Origin of the sequence: Natrinema pallidum DSM 3751, assembly GCF_000337615.1 — an archaeon.
In the GTDB taxonomy this organism is placed as follows: domain Archaea; phylum Halobacteriota; class Halobacteria; order Halobacteriales; family Natrialbaceae; genus Natrinema; species Natrinema pallidum.
The window spans coordinates 1-18,518 of record NZ_AOII01000068.1; the positions used below are offsets into that span (position 1 = coordinate 1).

Here is an 18,518-nt window from a genome sequence, read left to right on the forward strand (position 1 = left end):
AGAGCTTCGTCGAGTCATCAGCAGCAATGAGATGCTCTCACGGGCTCACGCTGTGCCGGCTGTCGAGACCTCGGGGTAAACACGTACCTTCCAAGAACACTTAATTAAGATCGTAACGAGCAAATGGGACTGTCAGCGTGCTGTTGAGACCGACAGATTACCGGTTTCTGTAATATTGATATGAAGCGTGTCTGTGGTATCGTCTGAGACGATCCATTTGCCGGAACTTGTTAGCGTGGTTCTAGACTGATTTCCAGAGACAGATGTCACCTTATAAGTATAGTTCCCGGAGTCAACGATCGCGATTTTCGTCACACCTTCAGATCCACCGACTGTAAACTCGTTCTGGTACGCCGATTCATCATTCGAAGAGTGTGATACTACGACATTAATTTTGTACGAGTTTTCAGGGTCATGTACTTGAATGTCGAGTCGGCTACTATCAGGCTCGTTTAATATGATTCCAGAACACCCTGCACAGGCAATTAGAAGACCAGCAAAAGCAAGGACCAAGAATTGATGACAACGTACTGATAGGGGCACTTTTATTCAGACCTCCTATGTACAGTAGGGTTCCAAACCTAAAAAAAGCCACGGATACTTTGATTTCGACTACGTCGGCGCGTCCTTGTCGTAGACGCTCCCAGTGCCATCCGTATTACCTTTGATGGCGACTTTTGCGGTGACGTGATTAACCTCAATCCCAGGTTCGAGGACGAAATCACCGTAAGCAGTCTTGACGAAGTACGTATCGTACTTGTCTAGATCGAAACTCTTGCCTTCGAAGTTTGCGAAGAGTCCTCCTGTAGTGTGGTCAGTCGTTGACGAAATATCTTTGTACTCGCCTGCACTCTCGTCGTATGCTCAGGAAACAGTGTGGCTGAAAGTATATTCCGTTCCAATCGCACTTTTGCCGACTGCTTTCCCCGTGATTTCGTCTGCCTGTTGGAATGAGGAAGGGGTAATCGTTTCCGTCTCAACCGTAGGCTCACGGAACACTTGATGCTCGACTGTGATATCAGTCATCAAATCAGCGAGGGTTTTCTGCTGTGCATCCGAGAGCGAGTCCCAGACAGGCATTGGCTCGTCAAGATCGTAGAGTTTCTGTCCGAACCGGATTGCAGCCTGACGATCGTCTGCATTGAACGAAGGCATGTGTTTACCCCCATAGAGTTCCTGGCTGAGCCACTGAGACGGCTGAAAACAGCACCCTCTATTTGATTTATATATCTCTCAGNCGGCGGTCGAATTTTACGGATTTCTAATTGAATTCCCCGATTTTGAACCTACTGTCCTCCTGCGATTTCTGGGGGTAAACACATACGAACGAAGTATTGAGGGAATCTTCACTTGCACCGACTGAACCGACACCAGAAAGACCGATGGTAGTTGCAAGGGTAGTGCCACTGAGTTTGAGCATGCCGCGGCGAGAATTCGCCGCGTTGAGGTACTCATTATTTTCGTTTTCGTTGGAGTTCCCATTCATAGTGTTTGAAACACCATCTAATCAAACGAGGTATTGTTACTTTGCATTAACCACTAAAAATTAATTAATTTACGAGAAGTAATTCAAAACACGATCAATCACTCATACCAAAGGCAGGTGCTGTTTTACAGATGCTATCCAGAAAGTGAGAGGGTGCCTACGTAGTAACCCACTCACTGATGATTTATTTTATATTTGATTCGCGGGAAATGCAACCTGTCTAAAATAACCTACATAATGGTGGTTAAATGGTTATCAACCGGGAATTTTTTACTACTAACATTCTATACGTGATATGGAAGTCGTTGAGACACAAAACCTTCGAAAAGAGTTTTCGGGTGGAATCGTCGCGGTTGATGATCTCAGCTTCAGTATTAATGAAGGGGAAATATTCGGACTTCTTGGCCCGAATGGTGCTGGGAAATCCACAGTAATTAATATTCTCCTTGGGTTTGTCACTCCTTCGGCTGGCCATGCCACCGTTCTTGGTCAAGACGTTCAACGAGACTTCGCATCAACCCGAAACCGGATCGGTATTCTTCCGGAAGGATATAGCCTCTATGACCGATTGACTGCCCGTGAACACATCGAGTGGGTCATCCGGACAAAGAATGGAGAGACAACTCCCCACAGTATCCTTGAACGAGTTGGTATTAATGACGTAGCGGATCGTCGTGTCGGTGGTTTCTCGAAGGGTATGCGTCAACGGCTCGCGTTTGGAATGGCACTCGTTGGCGACCCTGATCTTCTCGTATTGGACGAACCATCGTCCGGCCTTGATCCAGCAGGAATTCAAGAGATGCGAAACACGATTCGCAAAGCGGCCGCAAACGGGACGACGGTCGTCTTTTCGAGTCATGTGCTTCCCGAGGTTGAAGCGGTCTGTGACCGCGTGGGAATTATGTCTGACGGTCAATTAGTTGCCCTTGACAGTATTGATACACTTCGAGACCAGGTTCGGGACACAGCACGTATCGTCCTTACCCTCGAGGAGGTCCCGGATAATATTGGCCTCCGACATGTTGACGGTGTTCGAAAAGTTACAGTTGATGGAACGGAGATCCGCGTCGATTGTCATAATGCTACTGTGAAGGCTGATGTGGTTCGGCATATTGATCAGCGTGCGACAATCTCAGACATTATTTCCGAGAAATCATCGCTAGAAGTATTGTTCAACAAATACACGGATAATCTGACGGCCGATGATGGGCATCCGACTGCGGAGGTGGCTCAATGAACACCGTCGAAGTTGCTCGAAAGGACTTCCTTGATGTTCGTCGGTCGAAGGTCATCTGGCTCGTCCTGTTCATCTATTCTGGATTTGCTGGGCTGGTGATGTATAGTAACACGGATCAGTGGGAATATTATGATACGGTTCGCAAAGGAGTGATTCAAACACTGGGATCAGTTGTATTTGTTGGCGGATTGCTCGTTCCATTGGTTGCGCTTGTTGCAGCGTATCTTTCTATTGCGGGTGAGATGGAGATGGGGAGTGCCAAGTTCTTACTTGGGTTGCCGAACACACGGTTGGATGTCATCCTTGGGAAGTTCCTCAGCCGAGGTCTCGTGATTGTGTCTGGTATCGTTGGTGCGTTCGTCGTCGTCGCTGGATTTCTACTGGTTTTCTATCCTGTTTTCCCAATTACTCCGTACCTCGTGATGTTCGGTCTGCTGTCCCTCTATGCTGTCGCCTACGTGGCAGTTGCTATTGGAGTTTCCGCATCAGTCTCCACGAAAGCACGTGCAGCAGCGGTTGGATTTGGACTGTATTTCGTCATGAACATTCTATCGCTCCTTAGGTCGCCTGGTTCCATTGTTCGGGCACTTCATGCTGATCTGCTTGGCTTCGCAGAAGCGCCTGTTCTCTATCAGTTCATATCACATTTAGTACCGAGCCAGGCCCTCATGCGGGGCTTAAGTGTGTTCAATATCGAAGGATCATCAACTACACCACCTCCTGCTGACGCCCCGTTCTATGTTCAAGCGGAATTTATGCCCGTCATTCTCTGTGGATGGATCATCGTTCCACTCGTTGTTGGATACTACCGCTTCCGCGATGCCGACATAAGCTGAGATATTGACTAACGATAATTATCACTGTCTCGGTGAGAGTGACCGCTCGTCGGGTAGCGTACATTAAAACTTCACGCTTAACTAAACACGGACAATAATTCAATACAATTATTATTTTTATTGGTTATAATAGATCTCGTTATGGATATTCGAAGGGTAGACTCTCGAGTGGAGGTCAGGGGCGTGATTAGAGCCCACGGATTGTCATGGCGTGAAGCGTACGCGGGACTGCTCCCGGAGCACGTATTACAGGCACAGACAGTCGACCCGACCGATGAGGAAGTCGATCGGTGGGTCGAACGACTCTGGGACAATCGTGACGGGGTCGTGATTGCAGTGGATACGGACGACGTCGTCCGAGGGTTCGCGGATTTCCGATGGGGGGCATCGGTGACGAAACCGTTCGTGGAGACAAACGACGCCGAGTTGAAAGCGATTTACGTCGACCCGGACTACTGGGGACGAGGAACGGGGACCGCGCTCCTCGAGCAGGGACTCGAGACGCTCCCGGATCAGATCACACGGCTTCGGCTCGAGGTTCTGTCCGACAACGAGGTCGGCAAGCGCTTTTACGAGGCTCGTGGGTTCGAGAAAACGGATACTAGTAGCTACGAACTCGGTGGCGATTCGTATCCGACCCGTATTTACACGCTGGAGCTCTGAGTTCGTCGACCGCGAGTCGGACCGTCACGTGCCGCAAACGAAAGTAGGTCGTCTACTGCCACACCACGGCACAATGTATATATCGGCATGGGATTTATCCCCTTCAGTCGTACAGTCGGGGAATGACGACTTCGGCGTCACAGGCCACGGACGGCACGTGTTTTCCGCGTTCGACGTCCTGATGACCGTTCGTCACGCCGTTTTTACGTACCCGCCGGCTATCTACCCCTATGGTGCGAAACGTCGCCGGATTGCTCCCGGACCTCGACGAGGAAGACTTCTATCTCCTCTCGGGGGTCGAACAGGGGATGCGATTCTCCGAGTGGGTCCAACGCGAGAAGCTCCCGAAATTCGCCAACTTGACCGAGGAGGAGGTCGACTACCGACTCGAGCGCTGTCTCAAACGCGGGTTAGTCGAGAAGAAAACGATCCAGTACGAGGGCTACACCCTCCAGTTCGAGGGGTACGACGTTCTCGCCTTGCGAGCGCTCGTCGAGCAGGATACGATCTCCGAGTTCGGTTCGCCGCTGGGCGTCGGGAAGGAAAGCGACGTCTACGAGGTCAAATCCTACAAACCACTCGCGCTGAAGTATCACCGCGAGGGGTATACGAACTTCCGGGAGGTCCACAAGGAACGCGATTACACTTCGGACAACGACCACGTCTCCTGGATGTACACCGCACGGAAGGCCGCCGAACGCGAGCACGACATCCTCAAGGAACTCTATCCTGACGTCGCGGTCCCCCAGCCGATCGGCCAGAACCGCCACGCCATCGTCATGGAGAAGATGGACGGCGTCGAACTCTCCCGGACCCGCCTCGAGGACGAGCAGGTGCTCGGCGTCCTCGAATTGTTAGTTTCCGAAATCGCACACGCGTACGCGGACGGGTATGTCCACGCGGACATGAGCGAGTACAACGTCTTCGTCAACGAGGCGGGAGTGACGATCTTTGACTGGCCCCAAGCCGTGCCGACGGATCACGAGAACGCCAGCGAGTTCCTGCGCCGTGATCTGACAAACATCGTGGGCTACTTCCGGCGGAAGTACCCCCAGCACGTCCCCGACGCCCTCGCGAGCGACGCTCTCGCCCGGGCCATCGAGAACGAGGCGTTCGAGTCGCTCGAGCGCTACGTGTGAGGGCAGGCCCGCTCGAGTCGGTAGGGGCTCGATTTGGTGGTGTTTTGAGCCGGTTCTCTACGGCGAGCGGTTCGCCTGGTACGGTAGCTGTCCCGATCTCGGCCGACTGATCGGTCGATCATATAAAATAAATCAATTATTGCTATATCAAAACAGGACTCGGTGCTACCAACGCAGTGTTCCCCCCTGGTCTTCACTCTATCTGGGCGTTGCCGCGGTGAGTGAACTGCAGTCCCGTGATAGAGAAGGGCCGATCAGCAGTGGTTCATCGATTCGGTATCGAGAGTCACCGCCTGGATAGGGCAGAGTGACTGAGCACCGGGACCAGTGGAACGGACCTGATGCGATACTCGTGACGGACCGGTTCCGGCACGGACGGGACCGCGAGAGGAGCGAGGGGGCGGCGACGAGAGCAGCGATCGCTCGAGACCCTAGATCTCGCCGATGTGCTCCCGTTTGCGCATCAGATAGAGGAAGTACGGGCCGCCGAGGAGACCGGTGATGATCCCGACCGGTAACTGGACGGGATTCAACGCGAGGCGCGCGCCCACGTCCGCACCGACGAGCAGGGCCGGGCCGACGAACAGGCAGCCGACGAGGAGTCGTTTGGTGTCCCCGCCAACGATGTTTCGGACCATGTGTGGGACGATCAGGCCGACGAAGCTAACGAGGCCGGCGACGGCGATCGCGGCGGCCGTCGCCAGGATCGCGATGCCGGCGACGAGAAAGCGGACTCGTTCGACCGACATGCCGAGCGATTTGGCGGTCTGCTCCCCGAGCAGGAGGATATCGAGCTGGCGGGTGACCGCGAGGGCCAACACGAGCGCGAGTATCGTAAACGGAAGCGCGATCCGTACCTGCTCCCAGTCGGTTCCAAGCAGCGATCCCGAGAGCCACGTCTGAGCCGCCATCGCGATCCCGAGATCGTCGATAAAGAAGAACAGGGCGCGCTGGACGGAGCCGAACACGGAGCCGACGATCACGCCGGCGAGGACGAGCCGGACCGGACTGGTGCCGTTTTTCCACGCGATGACGTACACGATGAGAAAGGCACCGGCTCCGCCTACGGCCGCCAGCACCGGGAGCCACGGCAGAAGTCCCGAGAAGGCCGTCAACGTCAGCAGGACGACGAGGCCGGCTCCGTCGCTGATCCCCAGGATATAGGGGCTTGCGAGTTCGTTTCGGGTCACGATCTGGAAGATCGCACCCGAAATCGCGAGGTTCGCACCGACGAGAATCCCCACGAGGATCCGCGGGAGGCGGATATTCCAGACGATGAGTTGGCGGGTCGTGAGCCAGTCGGGGATCTCACCACCGAGGAGGAACGCTCGCCAGACGCCGAGGTGGAAGACGACCTGTGGATCGAACACGGTTCGCCACGCCTCGCCTAATGTCAGCGGGTACGCGCCGAAGCTCACTTGCAGGAGCGTGGCGGCGAGGAGGACGCCGAGACTTCCGAGGATCACCGAGACCAGTCCGGGATCGATCCACGCGGCGCTCGAGCGGTCGGATTCGGTGTCGTGAGTCGCCGATGAGCCTGCCATCAGCCGTCAGAACTCCCCGTTAATGATGGCCGCGAGGGACTCGCGGTCGAAGAGCCGTTCGTCCTCGGGCACGTCGGCGACCGCACCTGGCCACGCACCGAACCGGTCGGGGAAGACTTGCTTCGCGAGGGCCTCGGTCGAATAGAGGTCGACGATCGGGCCCATGTACTGCCCACCGGTTCGGACCAGGTTTCCGTTCTGAACGGCGGTCAACTGCTGTCCGTTCGAATCGTTCTCGAACGGTTCGACGGCCGTCGAGACGAACTCCTCGTGTGTCAGGGACGTGAGTCCACCGACAGCACCGATGTAGTCGGGGTCGACATCGAGGAGTTCCTCGTAGCCGATGGGGCCGTCGGGAATCCGTCCCTGGAAGGCGTCCCGAAGGCCGAGTTCGCGGTACGTTCTGGTGTTGTTCGCCATCGCATCGATTTCGGCGATGCGGAACTGCCCGGACTCGGGGTTGACGCCGCGCCAGATCGCGGCGACCGACGGGCGCTCGTCTTCGGGTGGCAGTTCCGATCGAATCCCCTCGATGAAGTCGTCGTAGAACGACTGCCACGCGTCGAACTGAGCCTGCCGCTGGAAGATCCGTGCGGCCTGCTCGAACGCACCGTAGAGATCGTAGGGCGGCTCCTCGCCGTCGGTCAGGGAATCGGACTGGAACCGGATCGTCGTCCCGAGGAACGGGCCGGTTGCCGATTCGATCTCCGCGATGTCGTCGTCGCTCCAGTCGGCGTAGAACTTCAGCGCCCGCGGGTCGATGAGGTTGACGTCGGCATCGGCGGCGTAGAAGTTCTCTTTGTCGTAGCCCTCTTCGGCACCGCCCGCGAGCAGCGTGACCGCGTCCGTATCAAGGGAGACGTCGGGCAGCAACTCGTAGTACTTCAACGGAGCCCGGTCGAAACTCGCGACGGCGGCGGGCTCGATACCGAACGCCATCCCGATATCGAGCCAGACGCTCGGAATCGCGGTGTACGATTCCGGCACCGAATCGAACGTATGTCGAAAGTTCGGTTCGACGGTCACGGTATACGACTCGGTATCCGTCCCCGAATCGTCGTTATCAGCGGTTGGATCGCCTGTACACCCTGCGACGGTCGCCGCAACGAGACTCGCACCGCTGGCGAGTACCGTTCGTCTCCGTGGCATGCTTTTAGGTACGCCTAAGAACACATTAGTGATTTCGTGCGTTCCTCGTTACACGCCGTGTTACGCGTAACGCGGGTTGTAACGGACGCGGTCGTTGTGTGGTAGAACGTAACCGGTCGTCTCCCTACGCCGCAGCCGACAAAAAGCGACCGAACGAACGGGCCAGCCGGCCGCGCTGCTACGTGCGCGGACCCACGGGTTCGGTTTCGGACTGTCGTCGCTCGAGCGGGATCGCCTCCGCCCGTTTCTCTGTGGCCAGTTCCCGCGCCCAGTCGACGACTGCGGGACGCGTACTCCTGACGACGTGAAAGCCGCCGGTCGCCCCGTTGCTGACCGAGAGGAAGACCGTCTCGTCGTCGATGAGATCGACGTTACACGGGAACCGTTGATCGGCGCTGTAGTAGACGGGTCGCTCCGTCGCGGCCTCGATCATCTGCCACCGGTCGACGAGGTCCGGGTTCTCGAGGCTAACGTCGGTCGCGCCGCGGTCGAAAACGACCGTGGCGTCGGGCGCATCCCCGGTATGGAGGGATTCGGCGTGGGCGTACATCGGAAGCGTGGTGAACGAACTGACGATGGCGCGGACGGTCGTCGCACGGCCGACCGCGTTCGCCACGACCCGCATCCCAGCGAGCGGGTCAGCGCCGTCGGTCGCGACGACATCACTGTCGGCGAGGCATCTGAGTTCGAAATCGAACCAGTCCGTCGGAAGCGCGTCGATCACGTCCGGATACCGTTGCCCAACGGTGATCGTCTCGAGGAGACGACTGAAATCGTCGTACACCGCCGCCCCTGTGTCCGTGATCGCGTAGCGCCCGTCGTCGTGGTGTCGGTCGATCCAGCCCCGGTCGGCCAGATCGCCGAGCGTCCGGCTGAGCGTCACTCGCGTGACATCGGTTCCCGTAAGGAGTTCTTCGCGCGTGTGTGGTCCGTCCGCGAGGAGTCCGAGGACGCGGACCCTGTGTTCCGACCGCGCGAGAAACGCCGCTCCCTCGATGGCCTCGGTCGTCGACCGACCGCTCTCCTGTGTCGTTGGTGCCGACAGGTGGTGCTCACTCATCGTCGCCCCTGCCACAATATCATTTAGGCCAGCCTAAAGATTGTCGTTCTGCCCCGGAGACTGTCGCGGCGGCCGACGGATGGTGGAATTAATCCGCCTTGCGTTCGTACCCCATTATATGAGTGGTAACAACACGCACAGACTCGACGGCGTCGGTGTCTGGGGCGGCGGCGTTACCGGCGGACTCATCGCCGGAATCGCGATGGGGCTTGTCCTCCACCTCGGCGGCCTCGCGACCGATCCCGGCACGGCAGTCGGCGTCGGGTGGACGATCCACCTCATGTTGAGCATCGCGTTCGGGCTCCTGTTCGCTGCCATCTCCTCGAGAGAGGCGGTTCAGCAACAGGTAGACGACTTCAGCGATTACGTCATCATGGGACTCGCCTTCGGGTCGGTCCTCGGACTCTTCGCCGGCGGCGTCCTGTTCCCGCTTGCGATGGAGCGAGCCGACGTGGCGGCGCTTCCGGTTCCGTTCCTCCCGATCTCGGGAACCACCGGAGAACTGGTCAGCGCGCTCGTGTTCGGCCTCGGTCACCTCGTCTACGGGCTGGTGTTGGGTGCCGTCTTCGCGACGGTCAACGGGATCACGCCACGCGGCGTGCGCGATTTCGCCGCGATACGATGACCCGGTAGTCGCCAGCGCGGACGATCGAACAGTCGCGTGACTCGCTGGCACGGGCGTTCTCGGAGTTCGAAGCCCTTATACTCGAGAGTTGGGAAGTGTGAGTAGACTCGCTGGTTCGCGGGCATCAGCGGGCACCTGTCCGACGGTCGGTCACAGGTCGGGATGTGATCCGCGGGGCACGCGCTCCGGTCGGGATTGAACCACGAAACGCCCGCGGGTGAATACAGATGGCAGAAAGCTTCTATTCCCACATCAAGGACGCATGGAAGGACCCCGACGACGGCAAGCTCGGGGAGCTGCAGTGGCAGCGCAAACAGGAGTGGCGCGACCAGGGTGCGATCGAACGGATCGATCGCCCGACGCGTCTCGACAAGGCACGCGAACTCGGCTACAAGGCCAAACAGGGCATCGTCGTCGTGCGGGTTTCTGTCCGCAAAGGGACCGCCCGGAAGGAACGTTTCAAAGCCGGTCGGCGCTCGAAGCGCCAGGGTGTCAACCGCATCGGGCGGCGCAAGAACATCCAGCGCATCGGCGAAGAACGCGTCTCCCGGAAGTACCCCAACATGCGGGTGCTCAACAGCTACTGGGTCGGTGAAGACGGGTCCCAGAAGTGGTTCGAAGCGATCCTCGTCGATCCGAACCACCCCGCGATCGAGAACGACGACGATCTCAGTTGGATCTGCGACGACGACCACACGAACCGCGCGTTCCGCGGCCTCACCAACGCCGGCAAGGCCAACCGTGGCCTCAACAACCGCGGCAAGGGCGCTGAGAAGGTCCGACCGTCCAATTCGGGCGGCCAGAGCGGCGCGAAGTAGCGCGTCGTCACCGCAGCCGATTCACGCCGATTTTTTCGCGATGCCGCTCGAGAGCGGACGCACTGCCGGTCGCTCGAGTCCGATACGACGACGACCATCGCTGCGAGTCCGCCGAGAGACCGGTTGCTGGTCGTCCATGAGGGATCGAACGCGCGTGCGATGGGGAACTCCCCGATCCGTGGGACTCGGAGGTGGACTTATTTCGGGGGCCGACGTATCGGGAGACATGGCAAACCACGTTCTCGTCGCGGTCGACGACTCGACGCAGTCGACGGAGGCACTCGAGTTCGCCTGTACGGAGTATCCGGACGCGACGATGACCGCGCTCTACGTCCTCGATCCGGGCGATTTCTACGCGGTCAGCGGCGTCGAGGGGACCGCCGTGGCAAACTACGATGAGATAGAAGGCCGCCACCAGGATCGGGCTGCGGACGTTCTGGATGGGGCGCGCGAGCAGGCGGCCGAGCACGGTATCGACCTCGAGACGGAGTACGTCATCGGCAGCGTCTCGCGATCGATCGTCGACTACGCTGCCGAACACGAGGTCGATCACATCGTCGTCGGCAGTCACGGCCGGACGGGCGCGAGTCGGATTCTCCTCGGGAGCGTCGCGGAGACGGTTGCCCGGCGGTCGCCGGTGCCGGTGACGATCGTTCGCTAGCGGGGCCGTGGCACGGCGGCTGCAGACCCGAACGCGACGGCCACGGACCGACGGCGTGTAAAACGAAACCGGTCGACCGGCTCAGGCCGAAACGGCTTGGCTTTCCCGCTCGCTCTCGGTCGTGCGCATGTCGAGATCGGCCATCAGCGCATCGATGGCCTCCTCGGGATCGGTCTCGGAGTCGAAGACCCGATCGAATCCCATTTCGCGGAAGAACGCGCGCGTTTCCTCGAAGTCGTCCTGTCCGACGGCGAGGTTGCCGCCGATGTAGGTCGTCACGTCGAGGTCGGCCTCGGCGATCCGCCGGTGGAAACCCTCACAGTCCTGCTTGGCGTGGCCGTAGAGCGAGGAGACGAGTACAGCCTCGGCGTCGTTGGCGGATGCGGTTTCGACGAACTCCTCCTGGGAACTCTGGACCCCCAGGTTGACCACGTCGAATCCGGCTGCCTCCAGCGCCTGTTCCAGGATGGTAATCCCGACGACGTGAGCGTCGGACCCGATCACGCCGAGGATGACTGTCTGCGTCATGTGCGTACCACCACACACTGCGGGGACCACAATAAACCTAATGATTAATAATGTATGGGCGTTCGCACGGGTCGTGTTTAGTTTGTAGCAGTCTGCCAGACGGCGAAGGCTTGGAGCCACGATTCTGCGGTTGATGGGTTAGCGTGACTAAAACAGTTTGAGAACGACGAGGTACGGCGTTTTATCTCTCGTATGTGTTTACCCCCAGAAATCGCAGGAGGACAGTAGGTTCAAAATCGGGGAATTCAATTAGAAATCCGTAAAATTCGACCGCCGNCTGAGAGATATATAAATCAAATAGAGGGTGCTGTTTTCAGCCGTCTCAGTGGCTCAGCCAGGAACTCTATGGGGGTAAACACATGCTATCTCTCTAAAGATACGCTCGACAGCATTCCGATTTCCGTGTTCTTCGTATCGAAAGCGGAGTCCGTGTCGACGGAGTGCTGTCTGGAGATGCTGTGCGCCATCGACGAGAAACACGGCGTCTTCGACATCGTGTATCGTCTTGCCAGTGATCGCTTTGCGGAGTTCGCGACGGATGCCAGTAGTCGGTAGCGTTTGAGCGACCTTATCGGGGCCGCAGGGAAGCGCCTCGAGGACGGATCGGAGGACGCCACCGGTCGTCTTCCCAAGTGAATCAACGAACGCGCGGGTGACGGACGTCTGTGTCTCGAGGTGATCGACCGCTGTCCGGGCGAGAAGCGTCATACATGAATGTATATATAATCTGATTAAATATCCGAAGAATTTATCCGTATTACGAATAATGGGTGATTCGTACTATCAACAGTGGTGGAAGGTAATAACAATCAGAGTAGAAGCTTGATAGGCCGACGTGGAGTGCTGAAAATGGGAGCCTCAGCAGGCCTCGCCTCAACGGGAATCACGGCGGCATCCGTCTCGGTCGGAGCCGAAAAGAACCCGACCGGGACGGAGGATGCTGGCATCCAAAAGCCCGTACAACAACTCCTCCGGAATCGGAATCCAGAGAAAGCCGCACAGTTGATGGACAAGAAGGGTGTCGAATACGACCAGACCGCCGTCGGAATGCCGCTCGTTTTGAACCAAAAGCCAGGGGAGGACAATGGGGGGGAGGACGATGGCATTTCGACACAGGCCGAATACAACAAGTCGAACTCCCAGTTGGTACAGACGGTCCGCCTCGTCTCTGGAAGCATCTATCGGTCGACGATCTCGTGGGTGCTGGAATACGAAGGTGAGATCGTGAACGCATGCGTCGATTCGGCCGGCCCGAAAGACGGTGTCTCGGTTGGATTTTCCGGGGCGTACTGGGAACCAGTGAACGATAGTTGGCGGTTCGGTTCGAATACGACCTTCGACGACCGAAAAACAGAAGGCGTCATCGGCAAGTTTGACGACCCCGAGTACGTCCCAGCGACTGGCTGTAACGGCGGTATCCGTCCGAAGGTTCCCTCGCTCTCTCGGCGTTCAAGTTGGATGAAAGTGGATCTGAGGAAAAAACAGTCCGGCAAGCACAACGTGTACGGCACATATGCCCACACGTGGAATCCATTCAGTTTGCCCAGTGGAGTCACCTTCTCGATCTCGCTCGGTATTCTTTCCGTCAGTACTGGTCCCAACGCCCAGTACTGGAAGCGCCGAAGTGACGTCAACAAGTAACTTACAGTACAACTACAATGAAAGCTGGACTCGCAGGCATCCAACTGTCGATTGTCGGATTATTCTTGACCAACTGGGTCGGCGATAACTCACCAGTCCCACTCTTTGGGATGTTACTACTCATCGCTGGAACCGCCCTTGTCGGCTACCAAGTCATGGGGGCAGACAGTTACTAGTCGCCGCTGCGGTAGCAGGCACGACAACTCCGTCGTATATCAGAATCAGCATGATGGCACTGTCTAGTTGAGTCAGTTTGAGATGTGAGCAGGTCTGCGAGCATCTCTAGGCGAGTTACTCAACGACCTGCTCACTTCTCAAACCGAGCTAACTGGACGGTGCCCGCCCGATCGTCGTGTCACTGAGCACGACTCGAGGCAGGTGGTCAGACGGTCGTCAGCGCGCCGACCGATGCGTCGGTGCGTTCGCGGGCGCGTCGGATTCCGTCCTCGCCGGCCGCGATGAGCGCGAAGACGCCGGCGACATCGGCGTCGGCGGTCCGAACGATGTCCAACAGGAGTTCCTGGGTTTCGCCCGATCGAATGAGATCGTCGACGACGAGCACCGATTCACCCGGACCGATGGCCGAGGCGGGCAGATAGTAGGTGAGTTCGATGCCGGACTGCAGGCGCTGGCGGGCTTCGATGAACTCCTCGACGGCGGTTTCCTTGCTCTTTTTCGCGTAGGCACAGCGGACACCGTAGTAGCTCGCGAGCGCGGCCGCGAGCGTGATCCCGTCGGTCGCGGCAGTGAGGACGACATCGGGCCGCTCGAAGTCGAACCCGTTGGCGACGACCGGCGCGGCCAGATCGAGGAACGGCTGGTCGAAGACGGTCGCGCTATTGTCGACGTACCCCTCGTCGTCGACGCGGATGCGGGCGGCGAGTTCCTCGGCGAGCGCCTCCCGGCCGAGATCCTCGACGACCTCGCGTGCGCGCTCGGTTCCCGGGAGGACGTGCCCGTTGACGTACCGATTGAGATCGCCCGCCGGAAGCCCCGTCGTCTCGGCGAGTTCGTCGTAGGTCCGCGTCTCCTTCAACATCCGCAGTACGTCGACAGCCCGCAACTGCAGGGCTGCCTTCTCGGCTCTGTTCATAGTTGGTATGCACGATCCTGCAAGTATGGGGGTTTCGATCGGCGGGGACGGCCGAGATAGCCACAGCCGTGTGGGGCGACGGTCGCGGGTCGGCGGGATTCGCCCGCGTATCCGCTGTCTCGGCGCACTACACGGTGTCCGATCATGAAGACTGTCACTCCGAACCACCCGTTCCGGAAGCGACCGCATTCGTCTCGTCCTCGAGCAGGCCTGGTTCGAATGCGGTGTGGTCGTTGGTCCGGTTCCCGCGCTCGCGAATCCCGTTATCGGCAGCGCCGGACTGCTCGAAAGGGTATTCTCGTCGAGTTGCTCCGTTTCGGACTGTACGCGCCCATTTCGAATCCGACGACGGATGCGCCGATCGAGTCGGGTGCCGTCCGCTGTTCCTCGATAATCGCTCCGACCTCGCGCACGATCAGTGTCCGGCAAGACGTGTCCATTGACGTATCGACAGAGGTCGCCCGCCGGTAGCCCCATCGTTCGGCCGGTTCGTCGTAGGTTCGCATCTCCTTCAGCGTCCGCAACACGTCGACCGCCCGCAAACCTGACGAGGGTCGTACTGTCGAGTACCGAACCGACGACGGTGCGAACGGTGTCGTCTCTATTCCTGCCGACCCTGAATGTCCACTGCATCCGGGTGTTCTCCGGCGGATCAATCTGTACTATGGAGCCGAGCGGGAGATGACGTCTCGAGAATTAGTACCCAGCTGTGACTGATCGTCCGCGAATAGATTCAGAAACGCCGAAGTCGACGCTACAGTACAGCCTGCGACGCTACTCGTCCTGCAGGAAGTCCGGTTCCGTCCGCTGGTCCTCGATTTCGTCCTCGAGATGCGTCTTGAACGCCTCGATCTCGACGTCGTACTCCTGGTCCTCGAACCGGTCCCGTACCGAAATGTTGCCGTCGGCTTCCTCGTTGTCGCCGACGATGATCTGGTAGGGGACCCGATCGTCGTGGGCCGCACGGATCTTCCGCTCGAGGGTGGAGTCGCGGCCGTCGACCTCGACGCGGAAGTCGTCGAACTCGTTTGCGACCCGGTGGGCGTAGCCGAGGTTGTCGTCGGAAATCGGCAGCACGCGGACCTGTTCCGGTGCGAGCCACAGCGGGAACCGACCCTCGTAGTGCTCGATGAGCATCATGAAGAACCGCTCGTAGCTGCCGTAGAGCGCGCGGTGGATCATCACCGGGCGGTGTTCCTCGTTGTCCTCACCGACGTAGTTCAGGTCGAACCGCTCGGGCATGTTGAAGTCCAGTTGCACGGTTGGACCGTCCCACGAGCGGCCGATGGCGTCCTCGAAGGCGAAGTCGATCTTCGGGCCGTAGAAGGCACCGTCGCCTTCCTCGATGTCGTACTCGTGACCGTGGGAGTCGAGAACGCTCTCGAGTTGCTCCTCGGCGCGCGTCCAGATTTCGTCGCTCCCGACCGACTTCTCGGGCCGGGTGGCCAGGGCCATCTCGTACTCGAGGTCGAACGTCTCCAGGACGTCCGTGATCATGTCCATGATCGCCTCGACTTCCGACTTGATCTGCTCGGGGCGGACGAACAGGTGGCCGTCGTCGATGGTAAACGCCCAGACCCGCGAGAGTCCGGAGAGTTCGCCGCGTTGTTCTTTGCGGTAGACTTTCCCGTTCTCGGCGTAGCGGATCGGCAGGTCCCGGTAGCTCCAGGAGTGGTCCTGGAAGATGGCGGCGTGACCGGGACAGTTCATCGGCTTCAGGCCGAACTCGTCGTCGCCGACGTCGAAGATGAACATGTCGTCCTGATAGTTCTCGTAGTGACCCGACCGATGCCACAGATCCGTCTTGAAGACGTGGGGCGTCTCGACGTAGTCGTACCCCGCATCCTTGTTGAGATCCTCGACGAAGTCCTCGAGTTCCTTGAGGACGGTCTTCCCGGCGGGGTGATAGAGCGGCAGCCCCGGCCCCGTCACGTCCTGGATCGAAAAGAGGTCCATCTCGTTGCCGATCCGGCGGTGATCGCGCTTCTCGGCTTCCTGTTTTCGTTCCAAGAAGTCCTCGAGATCGCCCTCGTCTTCGAAGGCGGTGCCGTAGATGCGCGTCTGCATCGTGTTGTCCTCGTCGCCGCGCCAGTAGGCACCGGCTATCTCGAGCAGTTCGACGACGCCGATCTCGCCCGTCGAGTCGACGTGGGGGCCGGCACAGAGGTCTTCCCACTCGCCCTGACTGTAGAACGTGACGGTGTCTTCCTCCTCGGCGAGTTCCTCGAGCAGTTCGAGCTTGTAGGGTTCGTCGGCCAGGCGCGCTTCCGCGTCGTCGATCGAGACGACCTCACGCTCGATTTCGTAGTCGGCCTCGATGATGGCCGCGATTTCGTCCTCGAGGTCGGCGAGGTCCTCCTCGTCGATGTCGAGGTTGTCGAAGTCGTAGTAAAAGCCCTCGTCCGTCGGCGGGCCGATAGCGAGTTTGACCGCGCCCTCGTCGTACAGGCGCTCGACCGCCTGTGCGAGACAGTGGGCCGCGGAGTGGCGCATGACGTCGAGATACTCGTCGGACTGCTCCGTGANGTGCGAGACAGTGGGCCGCGGAGTGGCGCATGACGTCGAGATACTCGTCGGACTGCTCCGTGATGATCTCGAGTTCCGCGCCGTCGTAGACCGGCTGCTCCTTGGCGACGAGGTCGCCGTCGAGTTTGCCGGCGACGGTATCGCTGCCGAGGCCGGGGCCGATCTCGTAGGCGCAGTCCTCGACCGTGGCGTCCGCGTCGACTTCGAGTGCTGATCCGTCCGGCAGTACGACCGCTACCTGCTCCTGTGAGTCTGATTCTGACATGGCTGTGGGNGTCCTCGACCGTGGCGTCCGCGTCGACTTCGAGTGCTGATCCGTCCGGCAGTACGACCGCTACCTGCTCCTGTGAGTCTGATTCTGACATGGCTGTGGGTATGGTGAAAATTCCGGTGGCGTGTCCGCATCACGTCCCGCACACTGGCCGACTCGTGCCGACACAATACGCGGTAGGTGGGAATTAGAAACGGGCAAACGCCCCTGTAAAGCGGACACCTACCATCGTGGCTACGAGTACTCTCGAGCGGGATAAAAGCATTGTGATGGGGCGCGACGATGACGCCGTCGCCGGACGCGTCGCACTCGTGTCCGAACGGCGTAGAACTGATGGGGCGATCTGACCGGTGGATCGAATCCACGGAGGAGACGGCCCGACATCGTACGGCCACCGCTTCCGACTCCTGATGTCTACGAATAGATACCTTCTTAGTCGAATCGATAGTAGGGCGGATATGGACCTGCGAGATCCGACCGTCCGATGGGGAATCGGCCTCACCACTGGCGTACTCGTCGCCGCGATCGCACTCCTCTTTCTGGAGGGAACGATGCAACTCCTCGTATTGGGCATCGCCGTCTTCGATGCGATCTCGACGCCACAGTTCCTGAAGCAAGCCGTCGAGAGCTGATCGCTGGCCGTTACGGAGCCCAGCGGCGGCCCGGCTACTGGCTCTCGAGCAACTCGCTTGCCGTCACCAGCGAGTCCATCTCGACGCCGGCGTCTTCGACGGTCTCGCGGCCGCCTTCTTCGCGGTCGACGACGACCAGCGCGCGCTCGACGGTCGCACCAGCCTCCCGGAGCGCCTCGACGGCCTCGACGAGGCTCGTCCCCGTCGTCACGATGTCCTCGACGACGACGACCTCCTCGCCCGCCTCGAGTCGCCCCTCGATCAGATTACCGGTGCCGTACTCCTTGCGCTGCTTGCGCGCGATGACGTAGGGGACGCCGGCGGCGACGCTCGTCGCGGCGGCCAGCGGCACGCCGCCGAGCGCGACGCCGCCGAGTTTGTCGTCCTCGTCGACCCGTTCGGCGAAGGCCGCGGCGATGGCCTCGAGACAGTCGGGATCGGTCTCGAAGAGGTACTTGTCGACGTAGTACTCGCTGGTTCCCCCGTGGGAGAGTTCGAACTCGCCGAACTGAACGGCGTCGGCCGCGCGAAGGGCGTCGATGAGGTCCTGATTCGTCATTGCTCGACAAGGCGCGCCCGATCGAAATAAGCGGTGTGGAACGGGACGCG

General features: G+C 59.2%; 16 protein-coding genes and 4 pseudogenes. 9 read left to right on the plus strand and 11 right to left on the minus strand.

Features of this window, described 5'->3' with window-relative positions; translation table 11 throughout:
- Positions 1–864: 864 nt before the first annotated feature.
- Complete coding sequence (locus tag C487_RS10500; RefSeq protein WP_152422501.1) at positions 865–1,155, minus strand: hypothetical protein; 291 nt, start codon at positions 1,153–1,155, stop codon at positions 865–867.
- Positions 1,156–1,781: 626 nt separating this feature from the next.
- On the opposite strand from C487_RS10500, the gene C487_RS19570 reads away from it, so the two are divergent.
- The 4 genes from C487_RS19570 to C487_RS10520 all read left to right on the plus strand — a co-directional run bounded on the left by C487_RS19570 (position 1,782) and on the right by C487_RS10520 (position 5,361).
- Positions 1,782–2,723: an ABC transporter ATP-binding protein gene (locus tag C487_RS19570; RefSeq protein WP_006185724.1), complete on the plus strand. Its 942-nt coding sequence runs from the start codon at positions 1,782–1,784 to the stop codon at positions 2,721–2,723.
- A complete protein-coding gene (locus tag C487_RS10510; RefSeq protein WP_006185725.1) occupies positions 2,720–3,559 on the plus strand; it encodes an ABC transporter permease in 840 nt (279 codons plus the stop codon). The genes C487_RS19570 and C487_RS10510 overlap by 4 nt, the downstream gene beginning before the upstream one ends.
- A 183-nt stretch (positions 3,560–3,742) precedes the next feature.
- Complete coding sequence (locus tag C487_RS10515) at positions 3,743–4,222, plus strand: GNAT family N-acetyltransferase (RefSeq protein ID WP_238705355.1); 480 nt, start codon at positions 3,743–3,745, stop codon at positions 4,220–4,222.
- Positions 4,223–4,452: 230 nt separating this feature from the next.
- Positions 4,453–5,361 carry a serine/threonine-protein kinase RIO2 gene (locus C487_RS10520; protein ID WP_006185727.1) on the plus strand — a complete coding sequence of 303 codons (909 nt, stop codon included), beginning with the start codon at positions 4,453–4,455 and terminating at the stop codon, positions 5,359–5,361.
- A 431-nt stretch (positions 5,362–5,792) separates the two neighbouring features.
- Here the strand turns inward: C487_RS10520 and C487_RS10525 are convergent, their stop codons facing one another.
- The 3 genes from C487_RS10525 to C487_RS10535 form a co-directional block, all read right to left on the minus strand.
- Complete coding sequence (locus tag C487_RS10525) at positions 5,793–6,905, minus strand: FecCD family ABC transporter permease (protein WP_006185729.1); 1,113 nt, start codon at positions 6,903–6,905, stop codon at positions 5,793–5,795.
- 6 nt (positions 6,906–6,911) lie between these two features.
- Positions 6,912–8,054, minus strand: coding sequence for an ABC transporter substrate-binding protein (locus tag C487_RS10530; protein WP_006185730.1), 1,143 nt, complete (start codon positions 8,052–8,054; stop codon positions 6,912–6,914).
- A gap of 178 nt (positions 8,055–8,232) precedes the next feature.
- Positions 8,233–9,114, minus strand: a complete 882-nt coding sequence (locus C487_RS10535) for a helix-turn-helix transcriptional regulator (RefSeq protein ID WP_006185731.1) — start codon at positions 9,112–9,114, stop codon at positions 8,233–8,235.
- 118 nt (positions 9,115–9,232) lie between these two features.
- On the opposite strand from C487_RS10535, the gene C487_RS10540 reads away from it, so the two are divergent.
- From C487_RS10540 to C487_RS10550, 3 genes are all read left to right on the plus strand, one after another.
- The gene (locus C487_RS10540) at positions 9,233–9,739 is read left to right on the plus strand and encodes a hypothetical protein (protein WP_006185732.1); all 507 of its coding nucleotides are present in this window, start codon (positions 9,233–9,235) and stop codon (positions 9,737–9,739) included.
- Between the two features lie 227 nt (positions 9,740–9,966).
- Positions 9,967–10,557, plus strand: a complete 591-nt coding sequence (locus tag C487_RS10545) for a 50S ribosomal protein L15e (RefSeq protein ID WP_006185733.1) — start codon at positions 9,967–9,969, stop codon at positions 10,555–10,557.
- Between the two features lie 226 nt (positions 10,558–10,783).
- On the plus strand, positions 10,784–11,218 hold the full coding sequence (locus C487_RS10550; RefSeq protein WP_006185734.1) for a universal stress protein: 435 nt from the start codon (positions 10,784–10,786) through the stop codon (positions 11,216–11,218).
- An 81-nt stretch (positions 11,219–11,299) separates the two neighbouring features.
- On the opposite strand, the gene glmS is transcribed toward C487_RS10550, so the two are convergent.
- The 3 genes and pseudogenes from glmS to C487_RS21530 all read right to left on the minus strand — a co-directional run.
- The gene (gene glmS / locus C487_RS10555) at positions 11,300–11,746 is read right to left on the minus strand and encodes a methylaspartate mutase subunit S (RefSeq protein WP_006185735.1); all 447 of its coding nucleotides are present in this window, start codon (positions 11,744–11,746) and stop codon (positions 11,300–11,302) included.
- A 77-nt stretch (positions 11,747–11,823) separates the two neighbouring features.
- Positions 11,824–11,937 (minus strand): annotated as a pseudogene (locus tag C487_RS19575) (IS6 family transposase); the annotation flags it as partial.
- A gap of 172 nt (positions 11,938–12,109) precedes the next feature.
- Positions 12,110–12,244 (minus strand): annotated as a pseudogene (locus C487_RS21530) (IS6 family transposase); the annotation flags it as partial.
- A gap of 351 nt (positions 12,245–12,595) precedes the next feature.
- Between C487_RS21530 and C487_RS10560 the strand changes: the two are divergent.
- Positions 12,596–13,387 carry a hypothetical protein gene (locus tag C487_RS10560; RefSeq protein WP_006185737.1) on the plus strand — a complete coding sequence of 264 codons (792 nt, stop codon included), beginning with the start codon at positions 12,596–12,598 and terminating at the stop codon, positions 13,385–13,387.
- 382 nt (positions 13,388–13,769) lie between these two features.
- Here the strand turns inward: C487_RS10560 and C487_RS10565 are convergent, their stop codons facing one another.
- From C487_RS10565 to thrS, 3 genes and pseudogenes are all read right to left on the minus strand, one after another.
- Positions 13,770–14,480 (minus strand): phosphoribosyltransferase family protein, encoded by a 711-nt coding sequence (locus C487_RS10565; RefSeq protein ID WP_006185738.1) that lies wholly within the window; start codon positions 14,478–14,480, stop codon positions 13,770–13,772.
- A 405-nt stretch (positions 14,481–14,885) separates the two neighbouring features.
- Positions 14,886–15,022 (minus strand): annotated as a pseudogene (locus C487_RS22225) (phosphoribosyltransferase family protein); the annotation flags it as partial.
- A 232-nt stretch (positions 15,023–15,254) separates the two neighbouring features.
- Positions 15,255–17,271: pseudogene (thrS, locus tag C487_RS10575) on the minus strand (threonine--tRNA ligase).
- Positions 17,272–17,735: 464 nt separating this feature from the next.
- Between thrS and C487_RS21015 the strand changes: the two are divergent.
- Positions 17,736–17,909, plus strand: a complete 174-nt coding sequence (locus tag C487_RS21015) for a hypothetical protein (protein WP_006185742.1) — start codon at positions 17,736–17,738, stop codon at positions 17,907–17,909.
- Between the two features lie 34 nt (positions 17,910–17,943).
- Here C487_RS21015 and pyrE read toward each other — a convergent pair whose 3' ends face one another.
- A complete protein-coding gene (gene pyrE / locus C487_RS10580; RefSeq protein WP_006185743.1) occupies positions 17,944–18,468 on the minus strand; it encodes an orotate phosphoribosyltransferase in 525 nt (174 codons plus the stop codon).
- Positions 18,469–18,518: the final 50 nt, after the last annotated feature.